This is a genomic window from Pseudomonas sp. LBUM1661 (assembly GCF_059695925.1).
Genome location: NZ_CP166794.1, coordinates 4553334 through 4570542, shown reverse-complemented (window position 1 = coordinate 4570542; position 17209 = coordinate 4553334). Strand labels below are relative to the sequence as shown.

The 17209-nt window shown below is 56.6% G+C and carries 15 protein-coding genes; 9 read left to right on the top strand and 6 right to left on the bottom strand.

What is annotated here, in order from left to right; genetic code table 11:
* Positions 1–46: 46 nt before the first annotated feature.
* The 6 genes from nuoF to ACA057_RS20975 all read right to left on the bottom strand — a co-directional run bounded on the left by nuoF (position 47) and on the right by ACA057_RS20975 (position 6327).
* Positions 47–1402, bottom strand: a complete 1356-nt coding sequence (gene nuoF, locus ACA057_RS21000; RefSeq protein WP_497341979.1) for an NADH-quinone oxidoreductase subunit NuoF — start codon at positions 1400–1402, stop codon at positions 47–49.
* Positions 1399–1896, bottom strand: coding sequence for an NADH-quinone oxidoreductase subunit NuoE (gene nuoE, locus ACA057_RS20995; protein ID WP_008146039.1), 498 nt, complete (start codon positions 1894–1896; stop codon positions 1399–1401). The genes nuoF and nuoE overlap by 4 nt, the downstream gene beginning before the upstream one ends.
* A gap of 2 nt (positions 1897–1898) precedes the next feature.
* On the bottom strand, positions 1899–3683 hold the full coding sequence (nuoC, locus tag ACA057_RS20990; protein ID WP_497341977.1) for an NADH-quinone oxidoreductase subunit C/D: 1785 nt from the start codon (positions 3681–3683) through the stop codon (positions 1899–1901).
* A gap of 72 nt (positions 3684–3755) precedes the next feature.
* On the bottom strand, positions 3756–4430 hold the full coding sequence (locus ACA057_RS20985; RefSeq protein WP_007946424.1) for a NuoB/complex I 20 kDa subunit family protein: 675 nt from the start codon (positions 4428–4430) through the stop codon (positions 3756–3758).
* A gap of 10 nt (positions 4431–4440) precedes the next feature.
* Positions 4441–4854, bottom strand: a complete 414-nt coding sequence (locus ACA057_RS20980) for an NADH-quinone oxidoreductase subunit A (RefSeq protein ID WP_003223812.1) — start codon at positions 4852–4854, stop codon at positions 4441–4443.
* Positions 4855–5565: 711 nt separating this feature from the next.
* A complete protein-coding gene (locus ACA057_RS20975) occupies positions 5566–6327 on the bottom strand; it encodes an SDR family NAD(P)-dependent oxidoreductase (protein WP_497341975.1) in 762 nt (253 codons plus the stop codon).
* A 383-nt stretch (positions 6328–6710) separates the two neighbouring features.
* On the opposite strand from ACA057_RS20975, the gene ACA057_RS20970 reads away from it, so the two are divergent.
* The 9 genes from ACA057_RS20970 (at position 6711) to leuS (ending at position 17177) form a co-directional block, all read left to right on the top strand.
* Positions 6711–7949, top strand: a complete 1239-nt coding sequence (locus ACA057_RS20970; RefSeq protein ID WP_497341973.1) for an aminotransferase class I/II-fold pyridoxal phosphate-dependent enzyme — start codon at positions 6711–6713, stop codon at positions 7947–7949.
* A gap of 9 nt (positions 7950–7958) precedes the next feature.
* A complete protein-coding gene (locus ACA057_RS20965) occupies positions 7959–8786 on the top strand; it encodes an HpcH/HpaI aldolase/citrate lyase family protein (protein WP_497341971.1) in 828 nt (275 codons plus the stop codon).
* A 10-nt stretch (positions 8787–8796) separates the two neighbouring features.
* Positions 8797–9321: a MaoC family dehydratase gene (locus ACA057_RS20960; protein WP_015094380.1), complete on the top strand. Its 525-nt coding sequence runs from the start codon at positions 8797–8799 to the stop codon at positions 9319–9321.
* A 106-nt stretch (positions 9322–9427) separates the two neighbouring features.
* Entirely contained in the window at positions 9428–10417 is a 990-nt protein-coding gene (locus ACA057_RS20955; protein ID WP_497341969.1) for an ornithine cyclodeaminase family protein, read from the top strand.
* A 60-nt stretch (positions 10418–10477) separates the two neighbouring features.
* Positions 10478–11461, top strand: a complete 984-nt coding sequence (locus ACA057_RS20950; protein WP_497341967.1) for an NAD(P)-dependent oxidoreductase — start codon at positions 10478–10480, stop codon at positions 11459–11461.
* Complete coding sequence (locus ACA057_RS20945) at positions 11449–12192, top strand: class II aldolase/adducin family protein (protein WP_497341965.1); 744 nt, start codon at positions 11449–11451, stop codon at positions 12190–12192. Before ACA057_RS20950 ends, ACA057_RS20945 begins: the two co-directional genes overlap by 13 nt.
* Complete coding sequence (locus tag ACA057_RS20940) at positions 12189–13304, top strand: pyridoxal phosphate-dependent aminotransferase (RefSeq protein WP_497341963.1); 1116 nt, start codon at positions 12189–12191, stop codon at positions 13302–13304. Before ACA057_RS20945 ends, ACA057_RS20940 begins: the two co-directional genes overlap by 4 nt.
* The gene (locus ACA057_RS20935) at positions 13301–14509 is read left to right on the top strand and encodes an MFS transporter (RefSeq protein ID WP_497341961.1); all 1209 of its coding nucleotides are present in this window, start codon (positions 13301–13303) and stop codon (positions 14507–14509) included. The genes ACA057_RS20940 and ACA057_RS20935 overlap by 4 nt, the downstream gene beginning before the upstream one ends.
* Before the next feature lie 76 nt (positions 14510–14585).
* Entirely contained in the window at positions 14586–17177 is a 2592-nt protein-coding gene (gene leuS / locus ACA057_RS20930) for a leucine--tRNA ligase (protein ID WP_497341959.1), read from the top strand.
* The last annotated feature ends 32 nt before the right edge of the window (positions 17178–17209 follow it).

Below are 17209 nucleotides of genomic sequence, written 5' to 3'. Positions count from 1 at the left end.
TCACACGAGAAGGCGAAGGGCACGGACCCTTCGCCTTTTTAAGCGTTTACGCGCCGACTACGATCGGCCTAGCCAGAGGCGGGACGACGGCGCTGGTAGGCGCAATGCCGGCTTCGAACTCATGGCGGAAGTATTTGATTGCGCTGCCCAACGGCTCCACGGCGCCCGGTGCGTGAGCACAGAAGGTCTTGCCAGGGCCGAGGAAACCGACCAGACCCAGTAGGGTCTCGATATCGCCGGCTTGCCCTTCACCGTTCTCGATTGCGCGCAGAAGCTTGACGCTCCACGGCAAACCGTCACGGCATGGGGTGCAGAAGCCGCAGGATTCGCGGGAGAAGAACTCTTCCATGTTGCGCAGCAAGGAAACCATGTTGACGCTGTCGTCCACCGCCATGGCCAGGCCGGTACCCATACGGGTGCCCACTTTGGCGATGCCGCCGGCGTACATTTGTGCGTCCAGGTGTTCCGGCAACAGGAAACCGGTACCGGCGCCGCCTGGCTGCCAGCACTTGAGCTTGAAGCCGTCACGCATGCCGCCGGCGTAGTCTTCGAACAGCTCGCGACCGGTGACGCCGAATGGCAACTCCCACAGGCCCGGGTTCTTGACCTTGCCGGAGAAGCCCATGAGCTTGGTGCCCATATCCTCACTGCCGACCCGGGCCAACGATTTGTACCAGTCCACGCCGTCGGCAATGATCGCCGGCACGTTGCACAGGGTTTCAACGTTGTTCACGCAGGTCGGCTTGCCCCACACGCCAACGGCGGCAGGGAAGGGCGGCTTGGAGCGCGGGTTGGCGCGGCGGCCTTCGAGGGAGTTGATCAGTGCGGTTTCTTCACCGCAGATATAACGCCCGGCGCCGGTGTGGACGAACAGCTCGAAATCGAAGCCGCTGCCCAGGATGTTTTTACCCAGCAGACCGGCTGCCTTGGCTTCTTCCACGGCACGGTTGAGGTGCTTGGCGGCGGTGGTGTATTCGCCACGCAGGAAGATGTAGCCACGGTAGGTTTTCAGCGCGCGAGCACTGATCAGCATGCCTTCGATCAGCAGATGGGGCAGTTGCTCCATCAGCATGCGGTCTTTCCAGGTGTTCGGCTCCATTTCATCCGCGTTGCACAGCAGGTAGCGGATGTTGATGGATTCGTCTTTGGGCATCAGGCCCCACTTGACGCCCGTGGGGAAGCCTGCACCGCCGCGACCTTTCAGGCCGGCGTCTTTCACGGTCTGGACGATGTCGTCCTGAGCCATGTCGGCGAAGGCTTTGCGCGCCGCGGCGTAACCGTTCTTGGCCTGGTACTCGTCGAGCCAGACAGCTTCGCCGTCGTCACGCAGACGCCAGGTGAGCGGGTGAGTCTCGGCCGACCGCTTGATGCGGTTGGCAGGACCGAAGGAAGTCAGGGTCATACGTAGCCCTCGAGCAATTTGGCAACGCCGGCAGGCTGCACATCACCGAACGTGTCGTCGTCGATCATCAACGCCGGCGCCTTGTCACAGTTGCCGAGGCAGCAGACCGGCAGCAGGGTGAAACGACCGTCGGCGGTGGTCTGACCCAGGCCGATGCCCAGATTGCTCTGGATTTCGCTGACAACCGATTCGTGGCCGCCGATGTAGCAGACCATGCTGTCGCAGACGCGAATGATGTGGCGGCCGACCGGCTGACGGAAGATCTGGCTATAGAACGTCGCCACCCCTTCAACGTCGCTGGCCGGAATGCCGAGGATCTCGCCGATGGCGTAGAGCGCGCCGTCAGGCACCCAGCCACGTTCCTTCTGGACGATCTTCAGGGCTTCGATCGACGCCGCGCGCGGGTCTTCGTAGTGATGCAGCTCGTGCTCGATGGCCGAGCGCTCGGTTTCGCTCAGGGCGAAACGGTCTGTCTGGATAAGCGTGCTATTCATGCTTAGCGGTCCACGTCGGCCATAACGAAATCGATACTACCCAGGTACGCGATCAAGTCCGCGACCATGCTGCCTTTGATCACCGAAGGGATCTGCTGCAAGTGCGGGAAGCTTGGGGTACGAATCCGGGTGCGGTAGCTCATGGTGCCGCCATCGCTCGTCAGGTAATAACTGTTGATGCCCTTGGTCGCTTCAATCATCTGGAAGGATTCGTTGGCCGGCATGACCGGGCCCCACGAAACTTGCAGGAAGTGCGTGATCAGGGTCTCGATGTGCTGCAGCGTGCGCTCTTTCGGCGGCGGCGTAGTCAGCGGGTGATCCGCCTTGTACGGGCCTTCCGGCATGTTGCGCATGCACTGCTCGATGATCTTGATGCTCTGGCGCATTTCTTCGACGCGCACGATGCAACGGTCGTAGGCATCGCCATTGGCTGCCAGCGGTACTTCGAATTCGAAGTTCTCGTAACCGGAGTACGGGCGAGCCTTGCGCAGGTCGAAGTCGCAACCGGTCGAACGCAAGCCTGCACCGGTGACGCCCCATTCAAAGGCTTCTTTGGTGTTGTAGGCAGCGACGCCGATGGTCCGGCCTTTGAGGATGCTGTTGTCCAGTGCGGCTTTCTGGTATTCGTCCAGACGCTTTGGCATCCACTCGACGAAGTCTTTCACCAGTTTTTCCCAGCCGCGCGGCAGGTCGTGGGCGACACCACCAATGCGGTACCAGGCCGGGTGCAGACGGAAACCGGTAATGGCCTCGATCACCGTGTACGCCTTCTGGCGGTCGGTGAAGGTGAAGAACACCGGCGTCATGGCGCCGACGTCCTGGATGTAGGTCCCGAGGAACAGCAGGTGGCTGGTGATCCGGAAGAACTCGGCCATCATGATGCGGATGACGTCGACCTTCTCGGGCACCTTGATGCCGGCCAGCTTCTCGACCGAGAGCACGTACGGCAGGTTGTTCATCACGCCGCCGAGGTAGTCGATACGGTCGGTGTACGGGATGAAACTGTGCCAGGACTGACGCTCGGCCATCTTCTCGGCACCACGGTGGTGGTAGCCAACGTCCGGCACGCAGTCGACGATCTCTTCACCGTCCAGCTGCAGGATGATGCGGAACGCACCGTGCGCGGAAGGGTGGTTCGGGCCGAGGTTGAGGAACATGTAGTCCTCGTTCGCCCCGGAGCGCTTCATGCCCCAGTCTTCAGGCTTGAAGCGCGCGGCTTCTTCCTCAAGCTGTTGCTTGGCCAGGGTCAGGGTGAACGGGTCGAACTCGGTGGCGCGGGCCGGGAAGTCCTTGCGCAGCGGGTGACCTTCCCAGGTCGGCGGCATCATGATGCGGGTCAGGTGCGGGTGACCGGCAAAGTTGATGCCGTACATGTCCCACACTTCACGCTCGTACCAGTTGGCGTTCGGCCAGATGCCGGTCACGGTCGGTACGCTGAGGTCGCTCTCGGACAAGGCGACCTTGATCATGACGTCACTATTACGTTCGATCGACATCAAGTGATAGAACACAGTGAAGTCGGCGCCGCTTGGCAGCCCTTGACGCTTGGTGCGCAGACGCTCGTCCACGCCGTGCAGGTCATAGAGCATGACGTACGGCTTGGGCAGGTTGCGCAGGAAGGTCAGGACTTCGACGAGTTTGGCGCGGGCAACCCAAAGCACCGGCATGCCGGTGCGGGTAGGCTGGGCGGTGAACGCCTCGGGGCCAAAACGGTTGTTCAGTTCGACGACCACATCCTGGTCGTCTGCCTTATAAGGCGGGATGTACAGAGCACTGCCTGTAGTCATGGTTATTTATCGCTTTCGGTCAACGTAAAGAATGAAGCCAGTGTCTCGTTCTATAAAAGAAGCAGGTCTGGATCAGACTTCGTCGGGGCTGCGCAGGTTGGTGACTGCGATTCGCTGTTCGCGGCGCTTTTCCTTTTCGGAAGGCATCTCGGCGCGGTACACGCCTTGATCACCAACGACCCAGGAAAGCGGACGACGCTCCTGTCCAATCGACTCCTGCAACAGCATCAAGCCTTGCAGAAAAGCTTCAGGACGGGGCGGGCAGCCAGGCACGTAGACGTCCACGGGCAGGAACTTGTCCACCCCTTGAACGACGGAGTAGATGTCGTACATGCCACCGGAGTTGGCGCACGAACCCATGGAGATCACCCATTTAGGTTCGAGCATTTGCTCATAGAGACGCTGAATGATCGGCGCCATCTTGATGAAGCAGGTACCAGCGATAACCATGAAATCCGCCTGGCGCGGCGATGCCCGGATAACCTCGGCGCCAAAGCGCGCGATGTCGTGGGGCGCCGTGAAGGCGGTGGTCATTTCCACGTAGCAGCACGAAAGACCGAAGTTATACGGCCACAGGGAGTTCTTGCGCCCCCAGTTGATCGTGCCGTTAAGCACGTCTTCGAGCTTGCCCATGAAGATGTTTTTGTGAACTTGATCTTCTAACGGATCGGAAACGGTTTCCCGTTCGCCAATCGGATACTGCTCGTTAGGAGCATCGGGGTCGATCCTGGTGAGATTGTATTGCATTGCCAAAGCCTCATTGTTTCAGCTTCGCTTGCCGCTTACGACGAGCTTCCGGAGCCCAGTCAAGGGCGCCCACTCGGAATAGGTAGACAAGGCCTGCCAACAGAATTGCTATGAAAACGAGAGCTTCGACGAATCCGGTCCAGCCGCTTTCGCGGACGGACACAGACCAGGCAAAGAGAAAAAGGGCTTCGATATCGAAGATCACGAAGAGCATCGCGACCAGATAGAATTTGGCTGAGAGCCGCAAGCGGGCGCCACCTGTAGGTAGCATGCCGGACTCGAACGGTTCGTTTTTGCTGCGGCCCCAGGCTTTTGACCCGAGGAGGCTGGAGACGCCGAGCATGAAGGCGCATAGGCCGACGACGCCCAGAAGGAAAATGGCAAAGCCCCAGTTGTGGGCCATGAGTCCTGTCGCTTCGGGCATGCTGGTAATCCTTAACAGAGAGCAAAGGTCTCTGAGCTTGAAAAGAAACAAAGCAGTGACGATATGTCGCAGCAATCAATCCCGCTGATTTTATGGCACAACACGGTGCAAGTAAAATTCCTATAGCGAAATTATTTACAGGAATAAGGACATAGCGCACCTCCAAAGCCCCGCAGCCCATGCGATGCGGGCATTAGCAGGGTTTTCATCAATTATGTTTTGTAGGGAATGTAACGAACATAGTTGTCGCTAAATGATAATCAATATTGTTTGAGTCGGTTTTTAAACTGTTTAGTGAGTGAGTGGCCGGGAAGTTGTCTTATATGCGCGTTACTGCGAGCAGCGGACGGGGCCTTTTTACCTTGGTTTCCGAGCGAGAAACTGCTCTGGAACAATGTTTTTCCCTGAATCACCATCGCCCGTTGTGGGAGCCGGCTTGCCCGCGATGGCGGTGTGTCAGCCAACCATGCGCTTGATGATCCACCGTAATCGCGGGCAAGCCCGCTCCCACAGGGTTCGGCGGTGATTGTAAATCTCAGGCAAAAACGCCCCGAACCAGGTCGGGGCGTCAGATGTGCGGCGTTGCGGTTGGCTTTCGGTCCGCAACGGCCAGTTGTTTAGGCCAAGCAGATCAGAGGCGACAGGTACGACCTTGCTATGCCTCGTGCCAATAGGAAAAAAACATAAAGTCTGCTGCGACTTTAAGGTTCTCTAAATACAGCTGTGCCCCCCATCAATTACCAGATCAGCACCGGTCATCCATGATGACTCATCGGATGCCAGGAGGATGGCAGCGCCCGTCATATCCGAGGGAATTCCGGCGCGCTGCATTGGAATCTCTTTTTTTCTGTTCTGCCATAGCTCTGGAGCTTCCCGCCACTGGTTGGCGTTGCCGTTGGTGGCGGTCAGTCCAGGTGAAAGGGTGTTGACCCTGATGCCATAGGGAGCCAGTTCCAAGGCACAGCTTCGTGTAAGCATCGACAGTGCTGCCTTGCTGGCTTGATACGCTGACATTCGGCTGACTGCCTTGAAGGCGCTGACCGATGAAATGTTAATGATGCTGCCGCCCTGTTTGCGTGCTATGCAATCTTTTGCAAAGCGTTGAGTTGTAAAGAAGGGGAAGCGGAGGTTGACTGCAAGGGTGCGTTCGTACTCATCGCCGCTCAGCTCCAGAAATGGAGTGCGGGTTATGAATGCGGGATTATTGACAAGTATATCTATCGGTCCGATGTCTGCGTGCGCTTTCTCGAAGAGCGCATTTACGCTACAGCTTTCGGCATCCATAAGCATGAAACTGGCCCGCTGTTCAAGACGCTCGGCTATTTCAATAACTGCACGCGCGCCGGCTTCATCAGTGCGTGCGGTAATGAAAACGTCGGCCCCCTGCGCAATGAAAGCTTCGGCTATTGCTCTTCCAATGCCTGCCGATGCGCCTGTTATTAGAGCTCGCTTACCTTTTAATCTTTCTTCCATGAAGGAACCTCCGTTTGGTGGTTGGGTGCAAATAGTTCAAGTGGGCGTAACGTTTGAATATAGAGAGGGATCTGCATTTTGCTGGCGTGAGATATAACAAAACTATCTTGGTTTGTTAAATGATTATTCAGAGCGGCATTGGGTGTGATTTCTCATCAGGATTGCACTTGCGTAAATATCTATCTGTTGAAGCTCTGTTAATATTTCGGTTTGGTTTTGGCGAAAATTCCTACGGAACTTTCATTCGTAAATTACAGACTTTTCTGAGTTGTCGGAAAGAAATGAATGTGTAAGGCTAATGGGGCTGGCATGAAGTGGCTGGTGTATTGAATTTTACTGTTGTACTGGCTCTTCATGTGTCATCGGTCATAGAGAGGTCGTGTATGTCAGAGCAAAAAAATAAATATATCAACACTGCCAGATCCGTCGAAATGGGTAATCCCTCCTGGGGGCTTGCACAAGAGTCGGGGCTTACCGATTTGAGTATCGAGCATACTCGACAGGGGCGCATGCAAGACCAGAACGGTCATGAATTCATGAATATGTGCTCTTGTTCATATTTGGGGCTTGAGGTCGATGAACGTCTGGCGCGACGTGCTGCAGATTATGTGCTGAGTTGCGGTACCGTGAATTTGCCCACTTCGCGTATCCGAATAAGGTTGAAAGAGCTCGATGAGCTTGAAGACGCCTTATCTGCCCATTTCAATTGTCGAGCATTCACAGCGACTTCCTGCAGCGCGGGCATCGTCGCGTCTCTTCCCCTGCTGGCAGCCGGCATGTTTACTGATGGCCAGCGCCCCTTTTTGATCTTTGATAAACATGCCCATTTTGCACTGAACCAGGTCAAGGCCATCTGCGGTGATGAAACGCAGGTTGTCACTTGCAATCACAATGATGTCGATTTCATCGAGGATATGTGCAAGCGTCATCCTTCGGTCGCGTATGTTGCTGACGGTGCTTACAGTATGGGGGGAAGTGCGCCTATTGAGCGGCTGTTGGCTTTGCAGGACAAGTTTTGGCTGTTTCTCTACTTCGATGACTCTCATTCATTGAGTGCCTATGGCGAGCGGGGTGAGGGTTATATTCGTACTTTCCTGCCCGAGCTCAATCCGCGGACCCTTTTGGTTTATTCATTGGCCAAGGCATTTGGCGCCAATGGAGGCGGTATATTCATGTCGGAGAAGGCCAACTATCAGAAGATTTTCCGTCGTTTTGGCGGGCCAATGTCCTATTCGCAATATGTGAATCCCGCCGCTATAGGCGCTGCCATGGCTTCCCTGGATATTCACAAGACCAGTGAGCTTGGCGTTTTGCAGCAGAAGCTTAGTGCCAATATTCGCCTGTTCGACAGCTTGTTTGCGACGGAGCACGCGGGGTCGGGTCTACCGATTCGGGTTATCCCATTAGACAGTCCGGATATGGCGATTTCTGTTTCGGAGGGTGTCTTCAAACGCGGGTATTACACCTCGGCAGTATTCTTTCCCATCGTGGCCAGGAACAAATCCGGTTTGCGCGTGATGATGCGTGCAGACATGTCCCAAGAAGATGTCCGGGGCTTCTGCTCCGCTGTCCAGGCAGCGGTCAAAGAGGCTCGTCTGAACCTGAAACCTGTTCAGCGTTGAGAGGTTGCGATGTCCAATCCCACACCAAGAAGTTTGCTGTATTGCTCCGCCTTGCACCCTGAGCAATACGCCAAGAGTGCTCTGACGGATGTCATGGTGATTGATCTGGAGGACGGTGTTCCGCTCTCTGGGAAAGCTGAAGCCCGGTTGTGTGTCGAACAGTTCTATCGTTCCCGTGTTACGCAGCGTACAGCACTGCGTATCAATCCTCTGCGGGACAATCAAGGGTTGCTCGATCTGCTGCTGGTGCAATCACTTGACCAGCGGCCCGAGTTCGTTGTCCTGGCAATGACCGAAGCGGCGGCGGAGATAGAGGTGGTGCGCGCCAATTTAAGTCGTGATGGAGAAAGTCCGAAAATACTGGTCACCGTCGAAACACCGGCCTGTCTGCGGGATATTTACGCCATTGCATCCAGTGCCGATGGACTGATCTTTGGTTCCGCCGACTATGCGGCCAGCCTGGGGGTGCAGATCGGTGGCTGGAGCAACATCCTGCATGCCCGTGGGAGCATCGTCGCGGCCGCAAGCGCCGCGGGTATTCCCGCGTTCGACACCGCTTACTTCAATCTCGACGACGAGGCGGGGCTGCTGAAGGAATGCCAGGACACCCGGGAGTTGGGATTCAGTGGCAAGACCTCCATTCACCCAAGGCAGATTCCCATCATCAATGATGTGTTCACTCCTTCCATCGTTGAGTACGAACATGCTTTGGCAGTTGTGCAGGCTGCGGAGAACAGTGGTGAAAAAATCACCCGGTTGAAAAACCTCATGGTGGGACCGCCGTTTGTGAAGCAAGCCAGGAAACTTATCCAGCGCGCCCAGGAACTGGGCCTTTGAGGAGAAGGTTATGGAACCGATGATTTCGGCCCATGTACGGATCGGTGCAAATCGCTACCGGGAGTCTTATGGCTTGCACTACGAAGAGTTTGTGGTGGGGGATGTGTTCGAGCACCGCCCCGGCCGAACTGTGACTGAGCTGGACAACATCTGGCAGTCACTGGTGAACATGAACAACCATCCTGCACATATCGACGTTGCTTATGCCCAGCGCACCGAATTCGGGAAATTGCTGGTCAACAGTTCGGTGACCTTGTCGATTATCAGCGGCATGACGGTAGCGACAATGAGTGCCCGGGCGATCGCAAACCTGGGCTGGGACGAAATTCGTCTGCCAAATCCGGTTTATGTCGGCGACACCTTGTACGCCGAGAGCGAGGTTGTCTCCAAGCGTGAATCCCGATCGCGTCCGGGGCAAGGCATTGTCACCATCAGGGTGATAGGTCGTAAGCAGGATGACACCCCCGTGATCACTTACCTGCGCACCTTTTTGGTTCCCAAGCAAGGGCATTCCCAAGACTACCCGGTCGGCTAGGCGTCTCGGGATGGCGATGTCGATGGATGGAGGCACTCAAGCATGAGTGCTGCCGGCTCGAGGATGGCCGGTATCTTCGAAAAGCTTTGATGGAAAAGGAAAAGCCATGCTGCTTCTTAATCGCGAAGATATCGGGCGTTGTGTCGAGTTACTAACGCTTGTTCGCGCACTCGAAAAAGCCCACCGGGGGTTTGCACTCTCGCCTCCTGTGGTTCCGCAACGTTCGATCATCACACACGAGCGACAGAAAGCATTCTCTTTGTTCATGCCGGCCTTTTTGCCCGGAAGCCAGACGCTGGGCATCAAAGTGTCGTCGTTTCATCCCGGCAACGCTGTGCATGGGTTATCGGGGGTCAATGGCGCGGTTTTGCTGATCGATATCGACAGCGGGAGGTTGCTAGCCATGATTGACAGTGCAGCCCTGACGGCGATTCGTACCAGTGCCATGAGTGCCCTGGCGACGGACAAGCTCTGCCCGCGGGAGCGACTCAATCTGGCGGTGATCGGTGCTGGGGCTCAGGCCGCAGCGCATACCAAGGCGATGGCCGCTATCAGAGATCTGGGGCAGGTCAGGATATTTTCCCGTTGCCTGGCCAAAAGTGTCGCTTTGGCCGAGCGCCTGTCCATTGAGCTTTCGCTGCCGGTCGAGGCCGTCAACCGCATGGAGGAGGCGCTGGCTGATGCGGACATAGTCTGCACGACGACCTCCCATGACAGTCCACTGCCTTTGATTGGAGTGCATCAGCTCAAATCCGCCGCCCATATCAATGCCATTGGTGGCAGTACGCTTCAGGCGTGCGAGATCGATCCCCGGTTACTGGGCAACGCTCAAGTTCATGTCGATCATTTGGACGCCGCATGTCGTGAGTCGGGCGAAATTGCTCAGGCGTTGGCGTTGTCGGTGATTGGTGTAAAGGACATCCGGGAAATCGGTGCTTTAGCCGTCGAGCAGCCTTCGCCAGTAACGCATAAACAAGGTCTGAGTTATTTCCGCAGCGTCGGCCACGCCAGTCAGGACATGGTGGTCGCTGCCTGCCTATATGACGTGGCCATGGCACGGAACATCGGCAAACACTGCGTCTACCTCAGCGGCTGAGGGCTGCCAGGCGCGAAGTTTGAATCGGCAATGCTACTGCTAGGGAAGGAGGAGAAGCTCATGAATATTCTGATGATCGATTCGCGGAGAGTGAATTATGTCGACCCTGGGGAGTATGCCTCGGGTTCGGCGCATCAGCCCTATAGCCTGGAGGTCACATCCCGGCCCTCGGATGAACAATTGGCCCGCGCCGACGGGATCATCGCCTTTCATTCGGTTGTCATCGACGCGCCATTGGTGGCCAGGATGCATCGATGCCGCGCGTTGGTGAAGGCGACCATTGGCCTTGATGATGTGGATGTCGAGGCTTTGAGCGCGAAAGGCATTCTTTGCTCCAACATCGGCTCTGTGGGGGCGGAGGAAGTCGCGGAGCACGCCATGGCGTTGATTCTCTTTGCCCAGCGCAAGCTTCTCGACTACGCCAGGCACACCCGGCAGGGCGGCTGGAGCTGGCGAGCTCATACTGGCGAGGTCAAAGCCTGCGCAGATACGGTCCTGGGGTTGATCGGTTATGGCGCAACAGGGCGAGCATTGGCGCGCAGAGCGGCGGCCCTGGGTTACCGGATTTGTTTTTACGATCCTTGGGTCGAGCGCTGTGTCGAAGGTATTGCGCAGGGCGGCACGCTGGAGTCGTTGCTCGATTCGGCCGATGTCATATCGCTGCATTTGCCTCTTAATCCGGACAATGCGCATTTGATGAACGATGCGCGATTTTCGCGGATGAAGCACGGTGCGACCCTGGTCAATACTGCGCGAGGTGGCATCGTCGATACCAATGCTCTGCTTCTGGCCCTGCAGTCCGGGGTAGTGTCAATGGCACTGCTGGATGTCGTGCAGGAGGAACCGGCACCTCCCCAGGCCCTGATCGAACATGAGCGTGTGTTATTGACGCCGCATGCCGCGTTTTACAGCGAACGCTCTCTGGCCGATTTGAAGGCCAATGCCCTGGAAACGATTCTGGGTCTGCTACAGGGGACAAAGATCAAAACCGTGGTCAATCCCGATTGCGTATCGGGGGGAGGCAAAGGGATATGCCTGAATTAAAACTGGCGGGACTTGAAACTTCCCGATCCGGGTTGCCAGCCTGGTTCGACGTGGCGATCGGCAGCAGTATTCTTCAATACGGTCAGCGCTTGGCGGCGCGACAGCTGTTGGTCAATACGCTGGGCAATATCGCTGTACGAAGCCACTGCGCATACTGGCAGCGCGAAGTGATCTACACCAAACACCGCGGCGTCTCCCTGGAAGAGTGCGGTCTTGAACATCTGGCTGTGCTGGATATGCAGTCCGATGAGCTTTTGCACGGTCGTTTCAGACCCAGCCTGGGGCACCAGATGCACCGGGAAATCATGCGCTGTCGCGCTGATGTCAATGCCACGGTGCATCTTCATCCTAATGAAGTCATTTCCTTCTTCGCTGTCATGCAATGGCGTGAAATGGAGTACGTGTCGAACGACACGGCACTGGTGATGGGCAAGCCACCGTGCATTCTTGGCGAGGGTGTGAATGTCGAACTGGATGTCAGTGCCATTGGCCGCTGCGCCAGCGACACCAACTGCATTGTCATGCCCAGTCATGGCATTACCTGTTTTGGCCGCGACCTGTCCGAGGCGTTTCATCGTGCCGTGGCATTCACTGCGGAAATCAGTCGATTGATTACGAGCCAGTGTTTATCGGCGGCCACAGGGGAGTCGGTGGTGTATGCCAGCGACGAAGAGGTCAGGCAGATGTATGAGCTCGGCGAACAGGTGATCTACGGAGGGATGCACAAATGAAGTTTCACGGACACATCTTGCGTTCCGGATTATGGAAGTCTCCGGAACGCGATCTCTCGTCGGTGTTGCTGGATCTGAATGAAAACCAGTTTCTACATGAGTTTCTGGCGCGGTTCATGGCCACCGAATTGAAGCCTCGGGATCTGTTCACCTACCCCAATTATCAGCCACTCCTTAGCGAGCTGGCAAAGTACTGCAAGGTGTCGACCGACAGCTTGCTGTTGACCAATGGGGCGGATCAGGCAATCGATCTGGTGATACGGTCGGTGTTTTCGCCCGGGGATCGGGTGGTAGTTCCTTCTCCGGTTTTTTCCTTCTATTACCAGATGCTCGACGTCAATGGCGTGGCGCCGGTGATCGTGGGCTTCGAGAAACAAGCCCAAAGATTCGTGCTGCCGACCGAGGCTGTGCTCGAGGCTTTGCAAACCTGTCAGGGACTGATCCTGTGTAACCCCAACAATCCTCTGGGCGTACGTATTGATCCTGAGCAATTGAAAGCTCTTGTCGAGACTTGTGTAAGACAAGACAAGCCGATGATCGTTGACGAATGCTACTTTGAGTACCTGCAACACTCGTGTCTGGAAACATTCAACACGGCCAGGCAGTTGTTCGTCATCCGTTCCTTCTCAAAGTACTTTGGCCTTGCCGGGTTGCGTCTGGGGTATGTGATCACGCGACCGGAATCAATCCGTGAACTGATGAAGGTGCGCGGACCCTGGGATGTAAACCATGTGGCGGTGAAAGCTGCGCTGTTCTGCTTGCAGAACCGGGAAGCATTGCAGCGGGCTCACGATAAACTCGCGCAGATCAAGCGTGAAATAATCGAAGTCTGTCGGGCCAACGCGATCGTCGTATACGAAAGCGATACGAATTTTTTGCTGTTGCAGGATCAGTCCGACGGTCGTCTGGCCAACGCTTTCGCTCAGGCCAAAATTCGCGTCAGCGACTGTTCGCAGTACCCCCACAGCTTCGGCCTGCTCCACAATATGTTGCGTGTGGCCATTCCTGCTTCGTCGGATCTCAAAACATTCCTGATGGCAATATTGCTTGGCAGCGGCAGTACGGCTGCCAGCGTTGCTCACTTGCGCAGCGTCGAGGTGATTCTCAAGTGAAGGGATTGCTGAAAAGGATCGGTATGGCAGAAGGGATGCGCAATATCGTTTTGCTTCGGTTGCTGTTCGTCATGGCGAATGCCTTGGGGCCTTTTGCTGCTTTGTTTTTCCAGCGCCACTACCAGCTCGACAGTTCGGCGGTGGCCTTGGTAATCACGCTGATGTCGGCGTTCTATCTGTTGGGCAATCTGTTGAGCGGGGTGCTGATCGGTCGTTGTTCCTTCCGGGCGCTATTGATCTGTACCTCGTCTTGTTCATCGGTGTTTTTGTTGTTTGCTGCACTGTTCAGCTCATCGATCGCATCCATTGTGATGGTGCTGCTGTTCATGCTGTCTGCGGGCCTGATCACGCCGGTATTTAGTGTCCTCACGTCCTTGGCGGCGGATGAAAGCAATCGCGTCGCCACCTTTGGCTATTTACACCTGGCCAGCAATCTGGGGGGCGCGCTGCTGTTCGTGATTGGTGGGTATTTGCTCGGCCTGGACAGTCACTACCTGATGATTTTTGCGATGGTCGTGAGTGTGTTGTGCCTTTTGGCGAGTATCTTTCTGGCTCTGCCGGAACACCAGAGCGCTGTACCTGAAGCCAGAAGGGCTTCCATCGGCGCACTGGTTGATGTGCCAAGGATCGTGATCGTTGCGGGCGCAATGTTCTTTGCGTTGTCGGTGCTGGATGCGCAGCGTGAATATCAGCTGCCTCTATGGCTTGACGTGGTAACGGCGGGGAAGGCCGCCAGCGTGTTCGGTGCTGTAGGTATCGTCAATGCGTTGATGGTGATCGTGTTGACGCAACCACTGATAGCGTTGACGTCGCGTTTCGGGGCGCTCACCAATCTGTCCCTGGCTGCGGTTTTTTACGGTATCGGATTTGGCGCCTATGCCTTTTTCGAGCAGACAGTTCTGATCCTGTCGTTTGTTTTCTTCTGGACGCTGGGTGAGATTCTCGGCATTACCTACATCACCGCGCTGATTTCGCAGAAAACCACATTGCAAACCCAGGCCAGTCTTTTTTCCCTTATTCCGATCGTGCTGGCGGGGGCGAGGATGGTATCCGTAGGGCTGGGCGCCTCGTTGATCAGCGGGGTCGGTTTCCAGCTGAGTTGGAGTCTTTATGGGCTGTTGGGCCTCCTGTTCGGAGGCGGCTGTCTTTTGGTTGCTGCCAGGACGGCTGTAGCGCCCCGTGTTTCATCGCCGGACAGGAACTGAAGCAAATCGACCGGTAACTTTTAAGGAGTGTGAGCCGAGCGAGTCGTTGTTCAGCTCCTGCAATTGAGGAACCTCTATGCGACCACAGTATGATCCAGTCTGGGTTGAAAGTACGGCTCAGGCCAAATGGCTTCAAGGTGATGTATTCAAGGCGGTCGAAGATCAAAGTCGGCCGAAGTTTTATGCCTGCTCGATGCTTCCCTATCCACCGGGAAAGTTGCATATGGGGCACGTTCGCAACTATACGATCAACGACATGTTGGCCCGTCATTTACGCATGAAAGGGTTCAATGTCCTGATGCCGATGGGCTGGGATGCTTTCGGTTTGCCGGCAGAGAATGCGGCCATGCAGTCGGGTGTTTCTCCCGCCGAGTGGACACGGCTGAACATTGCGGACATGAAGGCGCAAATGCAGCCGCTGGGGCTGGCCTTCGATTGGTCGCGCGAGATCGACACCAGCGACCCACAGTATTACAAATGGAGTCAGTGGTTCTTCCTCAAGTTGCTGGAAAAGGGCGTGGCCTACAAGAAAACCCAGATAGTCAACTGGGATCCTGTCGACCAAACGGTGCTGGCCAATGAGCAGGTGATCGAAGGTCGAGGCTGGCGCTCGGGGGCGCTGGTCGAGAAGCGGGAAATTCCCGGGTACTACCTGCGTATCACGCAATATGCCGAAGAGTTGCTATCGGCCATCGACACGCTGGATGGCTGGCCCGACAGGGTGCGCACCATGCAGCGCAACTGGATCGGCAAGGCCAGCGGTGTTCGTCTGGCATTTGCCCACCAGATCCGGGATGCGACGGAGCAACTTATCGATGCAGGCAAGCTGTGGGTGTTCACAACCCGGGTGGATACGCTGATGGGGGTGACCTTCTGTGCCATTTCCCCCGAGCATGCACTGGCCAGGCGGGCTCTGGAGCTTGATCCGAGCCTGGAGTTGCAGGTGCGGGCGTGTCGTCAAGCGGCGGATGCCGGTCCCGCCTCCAGCGTTCAGGTCAAGATCGGCGTTCCCAGCGGTTTGCACGTCGAGCACCCGTTGACCGGTGAGCCTGTCGCACTGTGGATTACCAACTATGTGCTCAGCGAATACGGTGAAGGGGCCCTGATGGCCGTGCCTGCCCACGATGAGCGTGACTTCAACTTTGCCCATCAATACGGTTTGCCTGTTCGCCAGGTCATTGCCTCCGATGATCAGGCGTACGAGCCCGAGGTCTGGTCAGACGATTACACCCGTCGGGACGGCCATCTGATCAACTCCGGCACCTTCGATGGGCTGACAGTCGAACAGGCCACTCAGGCCATCGTCGCGGCGTTGGTTGAATGTGGCATGGGCGAGGAAACCACCACGTGGCGCCTGCGCGATTGGGGGATTTCACGGCAGCGGTACTGGGGAACCCCAATTCCCATCATCCATTGTGAACAATGTGGCGACATCCCGGTACCTTACGCAGATCTGCCCGTGGTGATACCCACCGATTGTGTTCCCGACGGCAGCGCAAACCCGTTACTGGAACATGAAGGATTTCGCCATGTGGCTTGCCCTCGCTGCGCGGCGCCGGCGCTGCGAGAAACGGACACCATGGATACCTTCGTCGACTCAAGCTGGTACTTCATGCGCTACTGCGATCCCGACAGTGCTACCGCGATGGTGGGGCCAGGCAGCCAATACTGGATGCCCGTCGATCAATACATCGGCGGTATCGAGCATGCTGTGCTGCATTTGCTGTACGCCAGGTTCTGGACCCGGGCTATGCGGGATGAAGGGCTGGTGGCGTTCAGCGAACCGTTCAAGAACCTGTTCACCCAAGGCATGCTGTTGCGGGAAAGTTATTACCGCAACGCGGATGATGGCAGTCGGCGATGGTTTTATCCCGCGCAGGTGACGGTCGAGTACGATGAAAAAGGTCGCCCGGTAAAGGCTACGGCGCTTGAGGACGGTTTGCCCGTCACCATTGGCGGCGTGGAGAAAATGTCCAAGTCGAAGAACAACGTCGTCGAGCCGAAGGACATCATCAACACGTTCGGCGCCGACACTGCCCGTTTGTTTACTATTTTCGCGGGACCTCCCGACCAGGACACGATCTGGAGCGACAGTGGGGTGGAGGGTGCTTATCGCTTCCTGCGCCGGCTATGGACTTTTGCCTGTGACAGCCGGGCCCCGGATGGTCGGGATGCTCGGGTTGAGGACGTTGCCGAATCCAGACGCGTGCGCTTTGAGATGCATCGCTTGCTGCAGCAGATCAACAACGATTACGAACGGCTGCAATACAACACTGTGGTTTCGGGTGCGATGAAGATGTTCAAGGTGCTGGAGGGCGGCAGGTCGGCCGGCCCGCACGTGGCCCGCGAGGGGATGGCGATCCTGTTGCAGGTCCTGTATCCCGTTACGCCGCACATCGCCCAGACACTCTGGGCGGAACTGGGTTTCGCAGGTGACATCTACGACAGTTCGTGGCCGGTACCCGACAATGAAGCCTTGAAACAGAACGAAGTAAAAATGATGGTGCAAGTCAACGGCAAGTTGCGTGGGGACATCATGATCCAGGTTGATGCCGATCACGATGCGATACGGAGCCAGGCATTGGCTGATCCGGTGTTGCGCAGTTATCTGGAAGGCGCGGGCAGGATGATTGTGGTGCCCAATCGACTGGTTAACTTCGTTATCTGATTCCCGGTCGCTCACTCCGCTTAGAGATGGAG